The sequence below is a fragment of the Rhizobium viscosum genome, from assembly GCF_014873945.1.
Lineage (GTDB): Bacteria > Pseudomonadota > Alphaproteobacteria > Rhizobiales > Rhizobiaceae > Rhizobium > Rhizobium viscosum.
This window is the reverse complement of record NZ_JADBEC010000002.1, coordinates 2,033,880-2,047,177: the sequence shown is the minus strand read 5'-3', so window position 1 is coordinate 2,047,177 and position 13,298 is coordinate 2,033,880. Positions and strand designations below refer to the sequence as shown.

10 protein-coding genes are annotated in these 13,298 nt (G+C 60.3%); 5 read left to right on the top strand and 5 right to left on the bottom strand.

Features of this window, described 5'->3' with window-relative positions; genetic code table 11:
* Positions 1 to 365 precede the first annotated feature (365 nt).
* The 3 genes from H4W29_RS30370 to H4W29_RS30360 form a co-directional block, all read right to left on the bottom strand.
* The gene (locus tag H4W29_RS30370) at positions 366 to 659 is read right to left on the bottom strand and encodes a DUF2934 domain-containing protein (protein WP_192732462.1); all 294 of its coding nucleotides are present in this window, start codon (positions 657 to 659) and stop codon (positions 366 to 368) included.
* Positions 660 to 787: 128 nt separating this feature from the next.
* Positions 788 to 2,098, bottom strand: a complete 1,311-nt coding sequence (locus H4W29_RS30365; protein WP_192732461.1) for an ATP-binding protein — start codon at positions 2,096 to 2,098, stop codon at positions 788 to 790.
* Positions 2,091 to 2,840: a response regulator gene (locus H4W29_RS30360; protein WP_192732460.1), complete on the bottom strand. Its 750-nt coding sequence runs from the start codon at positions 2,838 to 2,840 to the stop codon at positions 2,091 to 2,093. The genes H4W29_RS30365 and H4W29_RS30360 overlap by 8 nt, the downstream gene beginning before the upstream one ends.
* A 223-nt stretch (positions 2,841 to 3,063) precedes the next feature.
* On the opposite strand from H4W29_RS30360, the gene H4W29_RS30355 reads away from it, so the two are divergent.
* The 3 genes from H4W29_RS30355 (at position 3,064) to H4W29_RS30345 (ending at position 8,385) form a co-directional block, all read left to right on the top strand.
* The gene (locus tag H4W29_RS30355) at positions 3,064 to 3,921 is read left to right on the top strand and encodes a MipA/OmpV family protein (protein ID WP_192732459.1); all 858 of its coding nucleotides are present in this window, start codon (positions 3,064 to 3,066) and stop codon (positions 3,919 to 3,921) included.
* A 108-nt stretch (positions 3,922 to 4,029) separates the two neighbouring features.
* On the top strand, positions 4,030 to 5,274 hold the full coding sequence (locus H4W29_RS30350; protein ID WP_192732458.1) for an efflux RND transporter periplasmic adaptor subunit: 1,245 nt from the start codon (positions 4,030 to 4,032) through the stop codon (positions 5,272 to 5,274).
* 9 nt (positions 5,275 to 5,283) lie between these two features.
* Positions 5,284 to 8,385, top strand: a complete 3,102-nt coding sequence (locus tag H4W29_RS30345) for an efflux RND transporter permease subunit (RefSeq protein WP_192732457.1) — start codon at positions 5,284 to 5,286, stop codon at positions 8,383 to 8,385.
* 133 nt (positions 8,386 to 8,518) lie between these two features.
* Here H4W29_RS30345 and H4W29_RS30340 read toward each other — a convergent pair whose 3' ends face one another.
* Both H4W29_RS30340 and H4W29_RS30335 read right to left on the bottom strand, forming a co-directional pair.
* Positions 8,519 to 9,802: a cystathionine gamma-synthase family protein gene (locus H4W29_RS30340; RefSeq protein ID WP_192732456.1), complete on the bottom strand. Its 1,284-nt coding sequence runs from the start codon at positions 9,800 to 9,802 to the stop codon at positions 8,519 to 8,521.
* A 120-nt stretch (positions 9,803 to 9,922) separates the two neighbouring features.
* Positions 9,923 to 10,609, bottom strand: a complete 687-nt coding sequence (locus H4W29_RS30335) for a dimethylsulfonioproprionate lyase family protein (protein ID WP_192732455.1) — start codon at positions 10,607 to 10,609, stop codon at positions 9,923 to 9,925.
* Between the two features lie 398 nt (positions 10,610 to 11,007).
* Here H4W29_RS30335 and H4W29_RS30330 point away from each other — a divergent pair, with 398 nt between their 5' ends.
* On the top strand, positions 11,008 to 11,442 hold the full coding sequence (locus H4W29_RS30330) for a helix-turn-helix domain-containing protein (RefSeq protein ID WP_192732454.1): 435 nt from the start codon (positions 11,008 to 11,010) through the stop codon (positions 11,440 to 11,442).
* Between the two features lie 8 nt (positions 11,443 to 11,450).
* Positions 11,451 to 13,292: an AfsR/SARP family transcriptional regulator gene (locus H4W29_RS30325; RefSeq protein WP_192732453.1), complete on the top strand. Its 1,842-nt coding sequence runs from the start codon at positions 11,451 to 11,453 to the stop codon at positions 13,290 to 13,292.
* Positions 13,293 to 13,298: the final 6 nt, after the last annotated feature.

Genomic DNA, 13,298 nt, shown 5'->3' with positions numbered 1-13,298 from the left:
CCATGGAGCACGTCTTCGGCATGAAGACAGTGTTGATAGGCTCAGTTCCCTGGCGCAAACGAACGACGCGCCAACAATGGGATGACGCGTCAGAATTAATGAAGCGCGCAATCTGCCTACCTTCTAGTAGGTTTTCTGTCAATCCTGATTACCGCGGCAGGACGCTCCGCGTTCCAGTCACGATCGGATAGCGGCAGCCACGTGTGGAAGGGCCTAACTTCCTGCCGAATTCACTTATCCACGGTAATTGGCAACCGCATTTCGGGACCTGAGTTCATGACTTCCGACAAGTGCCGCTTATCGGAAGGTACTCGTACAAACGCGTTGCACGCGCCAGATCTACGCATGATATCGGCCAGATCGGCTCAATGCCTGGTGACGCTTCGGGATGCCTTGGTCGGCTTTGGAGGAGGGGGTGTCGTCGGAACGCTCTGGGCACCGCCTTTAGCCTTCGTTGCGCCTTTCGACTTCGCAGGCAGGTCAGCCGTCGTGGCCTTTCTGGAGCGAGGCTTCTTGGCAGACTGACCGTCCGTCTCGACGCTCGCGGCGATTTCCTGAAACGCCTGCAGCCAATGCTTCAGGTCCTCGCCGTGTGGCCGACCTTCCTGTTCCCAGATCTCGTAAGCACGTTGTCTGATGCGACCCTCGTTCGATGCCATCTGTCTCTCCTGTGAGGCTGTTACCAGGAACAATCAGATGGTGCATCGCGCCCGGAGGGCAATGGCTGCGTGCGCATTTCCCGACGCCACCGAGTGGAACTGTTATCAGCACGTCCTTCGCTCCCCTTTCATTTCGGTATCGCCACAACAACGCTGAGACCACGCGGGTTGCGCTGCCGCAGTTCCAACGTGCCATGGTGAGAATGAACAATGTCTGCGACGATCGACAGTCCGAGGCCGAAGCCGCCTCCAGCGCGCGACTGGTCCGACTTGAAGAAAGGCTCGAGTACCCGCTCTCGAAGCTCCTGCGGAATGCCCGGGCCGTCATCTTCAACAGTGATCAATACGGTTTCCGGCCGCTCGGCCATCGTCACTTCGGCCTTGTCTGCAAATTTAACGGCGTTATCGCAAAGATTGGTGACCGCGCGCGTGATGGAAAGCGGCCGGCATCTAGCAAGAAGCCTGTTCGGCCCGGTGTATCGGACGGCGTGGCCGATATCGGCAAACTCGCTGCAGACCGTCTGCAGGATGCTTGCGACGTCGACAAGCTCGATCGTCTCGGTCGCATAGTCGTTTCGAAGATAATTCAGGCTCTCGACGAGCAGGCTCTCGATTCGATTGACGTCGGAGAGCAGAGCGTCCTTCTGACCGCTCTCCCCCATCCGCTCCACACGCAGCTTCAGCCGCGTCAGCGGCGTGCGCAGATCATGGCCGATGCCGCGCAGCATACGGGTGCGGGCTTCGATCATCAGTCGGATGCGCCGGCGCATGCCGTTCAATGCCCGGGCCAGTGCAACGATCTCAACCGTTCCCCTCTCCGCAAAAACGGGAGAACCCGCGGTGATATCGGAAACCGCCGCCGCATGGGCGATGCGCTGTATGGGTTCCGTAATCGCCCGGATCGCGAATATGAAGAAAAAGCCGATCAATACGAAAAAAGCGACGAAAAAATAGGGGCCGCGCCCCAGGAACGCGCTGCTCAGCATGGAATCGGGAAAACCCGAGGTGATGACGATCGTGTCGTCGTCGACGCGCGCGGCAATCACGCGCCGTTCATCTAGGAAGGTCTGCCAGCCTCCGAGCGGCGGTGCGTTGTCTGGCGGAAACAGCCTGCCGGCAACGATGTCCAGAAAGCTCTGGTGGCTCGAAGACTGTGCAAACCGGCTCGCGGTCGCCGTCGGCGTGAGTTCGATGTCCCAGCCGGCGCGACGTGCATTGGCGAGGATGATCTGCCGGTGCTCGGGCGAGGCGGGTCCGAGGAGCTCTGCGATGGCGCTCAGCTTTTCGGCGATGTTTTCGAGATCCGGGGCGGCAAGATCTTCCCTGGCCCAGCGCTCCACCGCATCCCCCATGGCGATGATGGTCACAAGCGCCACCAGAATGATGATGGTGATCTGGCCGCGGATCGTCATCGTGGCACGACGCAGGCGTCTAAACATCGGCCTCTTCCACCTGCGCGGTAAAGACATAGCCGCCGAGCCGGACCGTCTTGATAAGGAGCGGATCGCGGGGGTCCTTCTCGATCTTCTGCCTGAGCCGGCTGATATGCACGTCGATGCTGCGCTCGATCGGACCGGCAAGGCCGGCATGCGTCACGGCAAGCAGCTGTTCGCGGGTCAGAACCCGGCCGGCATTGCGGCAAAAGGCCAGCAGCAGATCGAATTCATGGGTCGTCATGGCAATCCTGGCCTGAGCCGGATCGTGGACTTGACGCCGGGCCGGATCGATCCGCCAACCCTCGAAACGGAAAAGTCTGTGTGCAGGCCTGACCTCCCGCTGCGCTGACAAGCCCGACCGGCGCAGGAGGCCTTTGATCCGGGCCAGGAGCTCACGCAGAACGAAGGGTTTGGTGACATAGTCGTCCGCGCCGATCTCCAGCCCGACGATCCGGTCGATATCGGTGCTCAAGGACGTCAGCATCAGGATCGGGATGCCGCCGCCTGCGCGCAGGCGGCGGCAGAGACTGAGACCATCTTCGCCGGGCAGCATAACATCGAGGACAACAAGATCGAAGGGCATCATACGCATCTTCGCGTCCATCGCTGCGCCATCGGCCGCGAGTTCCGCATCCATGCCCTGCTCGACAAGACTCTCCCGCAGCATTTCAGCAATCTGACGATCGTCCTCGACGATCAGTATCCTCGGCCGTTCGACGGCCGCTCGTGCACGCTCATCAACCAATCACGCCATCTCCGTTCCTCAGTCTCATCCTTACCATGACGAGCGAGGCCGTCCTCGCCCGCGATTGTGAAGAAATGTTTCAACGGGACGGAGTGGCGGCCCAAGCAGAAACAACTCTTAACAACATCCAACACGCAATGCCCGTCGTGCATGGCACTGCTGAGGCGTGGCGCGCTTCCAGGTCGATGTCGGGGGAAGCACGCGATCTAACCTCGGAGCCTTCATGTCTGCCTCTCTAAAACTGACCGCCGATCGGTCCCGGCTACTTTCCATCGCCGTGGCGTCGCTATTCTTATCGCCCTTTGCCACGCAAGCCGCCGACTTCGGAAACAGCGAACAGACCGCGCCGGAACCGTCACCTCCGGACCCGGAGCGTTTCGGCCCGGTTCGCCAGGCATTGCACGATTGGCACGTCGTCATCGGCGCCGGCGCCATCTTCCAACCGAAATACGAGGGAAGCGACGAGTTTGAAGTCTCGCCCTTCCCCTTCGTATCCGCCGAATTCTTCGACCGGATCACGATCGATCCAAGCGGCATCGAAATAAAGGCCTTCGAGAAGGATGCTTTCCGGTTCGACGTCAATGTCGGATACGACTCGGGCCGTGACGAGGACGATGCCGACACGTTGCGCGGTATGGGCGACATCGATTTCGGCGTAACTGTCGGCGGTAAGGCCACCTACACGTTTGGGCCTGCCAATGTCTTCGTCTCGGTCGACAAGACGATCGGCGGAAGCGAGGGCTTGCTCGCAACCGCCGGTGCGGCCATCTCGCAGCCCCTGTCGGAACATCTCATCCTCGGCGCCGAGGCTTCCGCCACTTTCGCGGACGACAACTACATGGAAGCCTATTTCGGCGTTGACGCCGTCCAGTCGGCCCGCTCCGGTCATGCGCAGTACAAGGCTGGAGCCGGGATCAAGAGCGTCGATCTCTCCGCCTCGGCCACCTACCTGATCAACGAGAACTGGGTGGTCAGGGGCGAGCAAGGCGTGAGCTTCCTGGTCGGAGACGCTGCAGACAGCCCGATCGTCAAGGAAAAGGTTCAGTCAAAAACCATGCTGATGCTGGGTTACCGTTTCTGACGCGGGTCGGCCAAAGCATCATTGCCAGCTGTTCAAAATCAAGGGGTCGCCGACGCGGCGGCTCTGCACATCCCGCAATTAAACAAGAATCGCGCAGGGAATGAATTGATGACCTCCTTCACGCCGCTCTCTCGCATGCGCTGCCTGCTACAGGGCAACCGCCCGTCCCCAAACGCCAGAACGGGTCGCCTTGTATCGATCTTCCTGTTGTCTGCGACCGCCGGGCTCCCGATCCACGGTCTCGCCGCCGACATGGAGGGGCCGAAAGTGTCGGTTATTGCTGCCAGAAGCCAGGTTCTCAAACAGAGCGTTTCCGTCGTTGGCACGGTCGTTGCGCGGGAAACGACACTGGTCAATACCGATCTCTCCGGAGCCCGGATAGTCTCGATCGCCGCCGAAGAAGGCGATCTTGTCAGCCGCGGACAGCTGCTTGCAACACTGGATGCGTCGAGGATCGATGTGGAGCTTATGCAGAACGACGCGCAGGCGGCGAGCGCGGCAGCACAACTCGGGCAGGCCTCGAGTGCGCTCGACAATGCCCTGATTTCACAGGAGGAGGCCGAGGCGGATCTTACGCGCGCACAAAAGCTCGTTCCCAAGGGGTTGATGTCACAGGAAGCGCTTGAGCAGAGACAAAAGGCCCTCGCCCGCGCGGAGGTGAGCGTGCGGGCCGGCCGACAGGCCGTCCAATCGGCAGAAGCTGCCGTCAAGACCGTCGCTGCGGCGCGCAAGGATATTGAATTGCGACTGAGCTATACGAGGATTGTCGCGCCGGTGCCCGGCCGGATCATCAACCGGTCCGCCAAGGTCGGCGCGACCGCCTCCTCATCCGGCGAGCAGCTCTTCATCATCGCAAATGACGACCAGTTCGAACTGGAAGCAGAAATCCCGCAGGCTCAGTTCGATGCCGTGCCCGTCGGCGCCGTCGCTCATGTTTTCCTCGGCGACGGTGGTGACGGTTTGACAAGCGCCGTTCGCTTCGTCGCACCGGCGCTCGCCGACCGGACACGGCTCGGACGCGCCCGGATCACCCTGCCCCGTGGATTGATGGCTCCGATCAGTGCCTTTGCCTCGGCGCGCATTGAGATCGGCAGCAGCAAAGGCATATTCCTGCCCGCCTCGGCGGTTGCCGGTTCCGGCGAGGAACCATCGATCAAGATCCTCAAGGACAACCGCATCGAGCGGAAGCCGGTTTTGCTCGGTTTTCGCCAGGCCGGTTTCGTCCAGATCCGCTCCGGCGTCGACGAAGGCGACCTGGTGGTGACGAAGTCGGGCGGCTTCATGGAGGCCGGTGACCAGGCGGTCCCGGTCATGGAGCAAGCCGATGCAAGCCCGGTCTCCGAGGGCAACTGAGGTCATCCGATGAACATCTCCGCATGGGCGATCCGCACACCGCTGCCCGTTATCCTCCTGTTCGTCATCCTCACCGGCCTCGGACTGAAGAGCTATGCAACGTTGCCGACCACCTATTTTCCGGCCATCAACGTCCCGGCAGTTGGCGTGACCGTCGAAGAACCCGCTGCAGCGCCGGACCAGATCGAAATCCAGATCACCAGGCTCGTCGAGGACAGCGTCGCGGCCCTTCCCGATATCAAGCATATCGAGTCGACGATTTCGGAAGGTCGATCGGAGACAAAGGTCGAGTTTGAAATCGGCGTGCCGGTCGACCGTGCCGTCTCAGACGTCAGGGACGCGGTCACGAAGATCCGCGATCGACTGCCGGCGGCCATCGATGAACCTGTCATCGACAGGATCGATTCCGAAAACCAGCCGGTCGTCACCTATTCGGCTCGTAGCGGTTCGATGTCGGCTGAAGATCTGTCCTTTTTCATCAGCGACGTCGTCGTGAGAAAACTCCAGGGACTGGCCGGAATTGGCCGCGTCGAACTTGTCGGCACCGTCAACCGTGAAATCCATGTTCTCCTGAAGGCGGAAAGGCTCGCACCTCTCGGCCTGACGGCGGCCTCGGTCAGCGATCAGATCGCGGCAAGCCAGTTCAATCTGCCGTCCGGGCGGGGCAGTGTCGACGCGCAGGACATGACGGTGGCGACCAAGGCAGCCGTTTCAACCCTCGACGAACTCAGGGCCATTCGTCTTACCCTGCCGCAGGGAAAAAGCGTCTCTGTCTCCGATGTCGCTGTGGTTGCCGATACGAGGGAGAAGCGGCAGGATTTCGCGCGTCTCGACGGCGAGCCGGCGATCGGCTTTACGGTTTACAAGGCGACGGGCGCGGGAGACGTCGACGTTGCCAAAAAAGTTGCCGCGGCTCTCGAGGAAATAGCCGGCTCAAGACCTGGAACGCAGTTCGAAATCGTCGACGACAGCGTCACGCTGACACTGGCAAACTTTCTGTCTGCCCGCAGCACGCTGATCGAGGGTGCCATCCTTGCCGTGGTCGTCGTCTTCCTCTTTTTGCGCGACTGGCGCGCCACGCTTATTGCCGCAATCAGCCTGCCGCTCTCGGCGATCCCGACCTTCTGGGTGATGGAACTGGCAGGCTTCTCGCTCAACATGCTGAGCCTGCTTGCGATCACGCTGGTGACGGGAATTCTCGTCGACGACTCCATCGTCGAGATCGAGAACATCGTCCGCCACAAAAGCCTCGGTAAAAGCGCCTACAAGGCTGCGATCGACGCCTCCGACGAGATCGGCCTCGCCGTCATTGCCATCTCGGCCGCCATTATTGCCGTCTTCGCTCCTGTCGGTATGATGCCCGGCGAAGTAGGCCAATATTTCCGACAGTTCGGCCTTACGGTCGCGATCGCCGTCTTCTTCTCGCTCCTTGTCGCGCGGCTGGTAACCCCGCTGATCGCTGCTTATCTTCTGACCTCGCCGAGCAAAGCGCGCGCGGAAGGGCGACTGGTTGCGCGCTATCGCGCGCTCGTCGGCGTCGCCATCAGATGGCGATGGATCACAGCCGGGCTGGCGGTTGTCCTCTTTGCCCTGACGATCCTGCTTGCTGGTTCCCTGCCGAGCGCGTTTCTGCCGGCGCAGGATACCGGCCGGATCACGGTGTCGATCGAGCTGCCGCCAGGCTCGACGCTTGCCGACAATGAGGAGGTGAGCGATCTGGTCGCCCGTCGTCTCAAGGGGATCGAGGATATCAAGACCGTGTTCGTGCGCGCCGGATCAGGGCCCGACGGCGTGCGCGATATCCGCAAGTCGACCATCGTGATGTCCATTGCAGACCGTAGCCAGCGCAAGCTTCCGCTTGAGCAAATCCAGGAAAAGGCCGAGCTTCTATTGAAGGCCGTTCCCGACCTTCGCTTCGAATTCATCAACGACCGCGGCGGCCGGGATGTGTCGTTCGCAATCCTGAGTGCCAATGGTGAACAGGCGTCGAAGGCCGCCCGGGCAATCCTGACCGAAATGCGCTCCAACACGATGTTCGTCAATCCGGCTTCGTCGGAAGCGACGCGCCAGCCGGAACTCGGGGTGGTCGTGTCGCCGGAGCGGGCTGCCGATCTTGGCGTCAGTGCGAGAGAGGTGGCAACAGCAATCAGGGTCGCGACGTTGGGAGATGCCGATTCCAGGCTGCCATCATTCAAGGACAGCGGTAGGCTGATCCCGATCCGCACGCTCGTCGAAGATGCCGGGATAGACCGTTCGGAGAAGCTGCGACAATTACGGGTCATGACGTCGTCGGGAACTCTCGTTCCGCTCGAGGCAGTCGCACGCCTGGAGGAAAGCGAAAGCGTATCCGTCATCCATCGCATGGAGCGTCGGCGTCGGGTCGAAATCGGCGCGGACCTTGCGGCAGGGATCACGCAAGGCGAAGGCATCGCAGCGCTCAAGAACTTGCCCTCCGTCAGAGCGCTGCCAGCGGAGGTCGAAATGCGGGCAACCGGCGATTCCGATTCCAAGGACAGCGTTTTTACGAGTTTTGCCTTCGCAATGATCGCGGGCTTGAGCCTTGTGGTGGTCGTGCTCATCTTGCTGTTCGGCAGCCCGCTTACGCCGTTGACGATCGTCACTCCTCTTCCGCTTGCGCTTTCAGGTGTCGTTGCCTCCCTCTTCGTCACCGGCCATCCCGTGTCGCTGCCGGTCGTCATCGGAATCCTCATGCTGATGGGCATCGTCGTGAAGAACTCGATCATGCTTGTCGATTTCGCAATCGAGCTCGAGCGGTCGGGCCTGCCGCGCACCGAGGCGACCATCGAAGCCTGCGCCGAGCGGCTGCGCCCGATCATCATGACGACGCTGGCAATGGTAGCTGGCATGGTACCGGCGGCTCTCGGCCACGAGATCGGTGGCGAGTTCAGGGCACCCATGGCTGTCGCGGTCATTGGCGGACTGGTGGTTTCAACAGTCCTCTCGCTCGTCGTCGTTCCTGCATGCCATGTCCTGATCGCCGACCTCGGCGATGCAGTCAAACGCCTGGCGCAGAAGATATCGGGTGGCGGAGCTGCCGCTGATGTCTCAGGCGACGCCATCATTGAAAGGTCCGGCAGTTTGCACGGTTAGTGTTGCGAGACGATCCGAGAGCCAGGATTCATAGGCGCCTCGGGATCGACGAAGAATAACAAATGACCGCAAGCCAACCGATATCGGTCCTGGCGCTGATGCGGCCAACATGGTTCTGTATTGACGACAGGGCTTACGCCGCATCGAGCGCCAGGGTGAGATCGGCAATGAGGTCGTCTGGATGTTCGATACCGATCGACAGCCTGATAGTTGCATCAAGGACACCTATGCGCTGGCGCACCTCGGCCGGTACGCCCGAATGCGTCATGGTCGCCGGATGCGATGCCAGGGATTCCGTTCCGCCGAGGCTGACGGCAAGCTTGAAGATTTTCAACGCGTTCAGAAACCGGAACGAGGCCGGCTGGCCGCCCTGGATATCGAAAGAGAATGTCGAACCCGCACCGCTGCACTGGGCCGCGAATGTCTTGCCGACGGCGGAATCGGGATCGCTATATGGAAGATAATGGATCGTCTCGACCTTGGGATGCTGCCTCAGGAAATCCGCCACCGCCTTGGCATTACTGTCGGCCCGCTCCATGCGGATCTGCAGCGTTTCGAGCGAACGTCCGAGCATCCAGCACGAATGCGGATCGAGTTGCGTGCCGATAGCACCGCGAAGCGCCTTCACCTGCTTGATCAACGCCCGGCTGCCGAGTGCTGCCCCGGCGATCAGATCAGAGTGGCCGCCGACATATTTGGTCAGGGAATAGAGGGAAATGTCTGCGCCGTGCCCGATCGGGCGCTGGAAGACCGGACCGAGCAGCGTGTTGTCGCAAGCGACAACAGGTGTATGACCCTGCTTCCGACCGATCTCATCGGCGACCCGCCGGATCAGTGCGATGTCGACAAGGCTATTGGTCGGGTTTGCGGGCGTCTCGACGAGGATGACCGAGACACGGCCCTTGGCCATTGCCTCCTCGGCCGCAGCCTTTACCGAGACTTCGCTGACGCCATCGGCAAAGCCGACGGCGGCAACGCCAAAATTGAGGAAGGTCTTCGCAAGCAAGGTTTCCGTCCCGCCATAAAGCGGCTGTGAGTGGAGGATGGCATCTCCCGGACGGACGAAGGCGAGCAGTACCGTCGCGATGGCGGACATGCCCGATGAAAACACCGCGCCGCTCTCGGCTCGCTCGTAGACCGCCAGACGGTCTTCGATGATCTCGCTGTTTGGATGATTGAAGCGCGAATAGACAAGACCAGCGCCCTTGCCTTCCGGTGGCTCTTTCCGACCGGAGACGTAGTCGAAGAAATCGCGACCGTCTTCGGCGGAGTTGAAAACGAATGTGGATGTCAGGAAGACGGGCGGCTTGACCGCGCCTTCGGAGAGTTCCGGATCATAGCCATAATTCAGCATCTGGGTTTCCGGATGCAGGGGATGATTGCCGATATGGGTTCTTGGAGGATGCGGTGCAGTCATGGAACGTCTCCCTCAATTAGCGGCTTGCCGGCATCAATGTGCCTTCGCCTTGCTATTATCTGGAGCGCTACTGCGACAGAGAAACACCCTGCGCGGGCAGCTCGGAAAATTTGCTGCTCTTCACCTTCCGCTCTCTTCAACGTGACACCAGACCGCAAGAAGCGGAGTGGTGGTGCAACGCATGGCAAATGACTGGCCCGCTTCAGCGGCAAAGACGCCGCCTATTCCGGTCGAAAACCAGCTCTCCCCGGCGATCGAAAGCTCGCAGGGAGAAAGCAGCAGGAAGGCCCTTGAAAACCGCTGCACATGATCCGGAAAACGGCTGTAGGGTTCCATGTAAGTGAGGCCGACCCGGATATCCGCCCGGTCTTCCAGGCCGCCTGGGCCAACAATCACGCTGTGTGCATGGGCCCTCTCAAAATTCAGGCTGGCAAATGGTCCACTCCTGCCTCTGATCCAAACGAGCGATTCGGCAAGACGCCAAACGCTCTGCGCCACCTCGGCGTAAATATCCCGAGCAGCGATTGCGTTTTGAAGAGCCGCCTCGAGACCGGAAGGTATTCCGGTATCGTGGAGCCGCTTGTCGCGCAGCGTTCCCGTGCGTTCCAGCTTTTGAAAGACTTTGCCTGCGACAAAGCTCGCCATCGTCGAGGCCGAGGGATGCAGCATCGCGCGGGCCAGCAAGTTCAGGAAATTGTCGAGCTCCGCCGGTCGCTCCGCGGCGCCTCGTTCGCGCAGTCTGCGTTTCACCGGCTCTTTCTCATCGGTGATGAGGAGATCTGCGTCTCGTTTGATTGTCCTGCCCATGACCTTCTCCGTGCAGAACCTTCCCTACAGTGCCCAATCCAGATCCGGCAAGGCCTCTGATCAATCTGCCCCCGGGCCCAATAGCAAGCGAAGTTTATCCGCAAACGAATTTCGGGCACCTTTCTTGCGCATATATCCAGCGGGAAAAACGCCTTGGCTCTCCTCGTTGGAAAGCGGGACCGGGGGGAAGCTCTTGCAGGCTTTGCCGTTCCAACCTGATCCCTTTCCTCTCATGCTTTATTCGAGCATTGCCAATCGAATGCTTCCGATACAGAAAATCTAAATTTCAGCAAATGTTACTAGCGTCGCAGCGCTGATCACAGAAATTATTATATTACTTTCGGTTGCATTTTGGCGCAAACCTCGCAATGATCATTCCGCGAGCGGAGGTTCCAGCCATGAAGGCCAAATCGCCCACATCGATTGATGCCTATGTCGGCAGCAGAGTACGAGCGCGCCGCAAGCTGCTCAGGCTGTCGCAGGGCGGACTTGCCGAACGGATCGGCGTTACCTTCCAGCAGATCCAGAAGTATGAAAAAGGCATAAACCGCATTGGCGCGAGCCGGCTGCAAACGATCGCCGAGACATTGGGCGTGCCCGTTCAATTCTTCTTCGAAAATGACACCGAGCCGACCACCTATAACCTTGTCGGCAACGGCAAGGATGATCTGAACGCGTTTTTGGCGTCGAAGGATGCCCAGGCCCTCAACCGCGCCTTCATGGCGATAGAGAGCCCGGCTATCCGGCAGAAGCTCGTTGCCCTTGCCAAGAGCCTGGCCAGGAGCGCACAGCCAGATAGCGACGACATCATTCATCCCGAAACCGGCGCCTGAGGCCTTTTGTGGTTCACCTCCAGACCTTTGGCGAGTTGCGACTGACAGACGGCTTGGGCGCGCCGATCCGTTATCCGGTCAAAGCCCTCGTGATGCTCGCCTATCTGCATTGCTCGCCGGATCAGCAGCGCAGCCGGCAAGAGCTTGCGCGATTCTTGTGGAACGAAACGGGAGATCATCTTGCCGATCTCAATTTGCGGAAGCTGATTTCACGCATTCGCGACGCAACGACAACGTCCGACGAACAGATCCTGAATTTCGGGCCGCCTTTCGTTACCCTGAACAAGAACGTCCTATCGGTTGATCTCGACATATTGCGCCGGGAAGAGCAGCCGGTTGCGCAATTGGCGGCAGTCAGCGATCTCGTGCAACGTGGCTTCATTCCCGGTCTGAACGCATCAACCAGGGCAATCGATGGATGGATCGAGCGCGAGCGGCAGCTGCAGCTCCTCACCCTGAGGGACATTTTCGTCAGGGCTGCGGATCATGTCCGCGATGACGAGGAACGTCGCCTTCTGCGCCGTTCGGGACTTCAACTTCTTGAAGCCTTTCCCGGTGACGAGCAAATCCGCTCGATCCTCCGTGGCACGGCAGACGATCATTCGCAACGCCGGCCGCAGGTGGCGAGAGCCGTCGCAATGGCAAGCAGCCGCATTGCCGAGCAACAAGACGCCGGCATGCCGCAAATCATAACCGCGACATCAGCACCGCGGCTGGTACTGCTGCCCCCGGGTGCAGCGGCGCTGACACGGGAGGCGGCAATTGCCGACGCCCTGATCGAGGATGTCACGATCGAGCTCTGCGCCCTGCGCAACATATCCGTCGTCGCACCCCATACGGCCGAGCAGATCCGCCGCGACTCCGACAAGGCTACCATCGTTCAACGGCATTCGATTTCCTACCTCCTGGACACACGGCTTTCCGGAGAGGGGCTCTATGCGCAGCTCATCTACTTTCCAACCGACGAGATTTTATGGGCAGCCCGATTTGACATGGCGGTCGAAACGCTGCCGACGCAGAGGCGCCTGATCGCCCAGAAGCTTGCCGACGCCGTCTCAGGGCAATTGAAGCGCAACGAGAGCATTCGCCTTCGCAACGAGGGGGATCCGCAGGCCTATCATTCCTATCTCGTCGGCGCCGGCCTACTCACCAAGCTTAGCCTGCCGGATATCCGGCGTGCGCGGAAATCCTTCAAGCGCGCACTGCATTTTTCTCCGAACTATGCTCCTGCTTTCACAGGCCTGGCGCGGACGTTCACCAGCGAGTGGCTGTTGACTGCGCAAGGCGATCCCGCCCTGCTGCAGTTCGCGGAAGATCAGGCGCTTCGCGCAATAGAGAGGGATTTAGAATCGGCAGCCGGGCATCGGGAACTTGGCGTGGCGAAGCTTTACCGGGGTGCTGTCGATGACAGTGTTGCAGCACTTGACCTCGCCGAAAGCCTCAGCCCGCATTATGCCGATGTGATCTATAGCCACGCGGACACTTTGGTTCATGCGTCGCGGCCGGAAGATGCGCTGGAGAAAATCAAGAAAGCGATCTCGCTCAACCCGATCGCACCCGACGCCTATCTCTGGTGTGCAGCCGGGGCGAGCTACTTCCTTGAGCGCTACGAAGAGGCGCTCGGATTTGTCGATCGGATGAAGGACAAGGCGCCGGCCTATCGCATTGCGGCGGCCAGCTGCGCGATGATCGGCGATCGAAAACGGGCACAGTTTTATCGGCAGCGCGCCGAACTCCTCAATCCTGCTTTCGAGGTCGAGAAATGGCTCGCCTTGGTGCCCTTCAAGGAGCAGTGGCAAAAAGAGCTTTACCGGGATGGTCTTTTCAAGGCCGGATTTTCAAAAACCTGAAGGAGA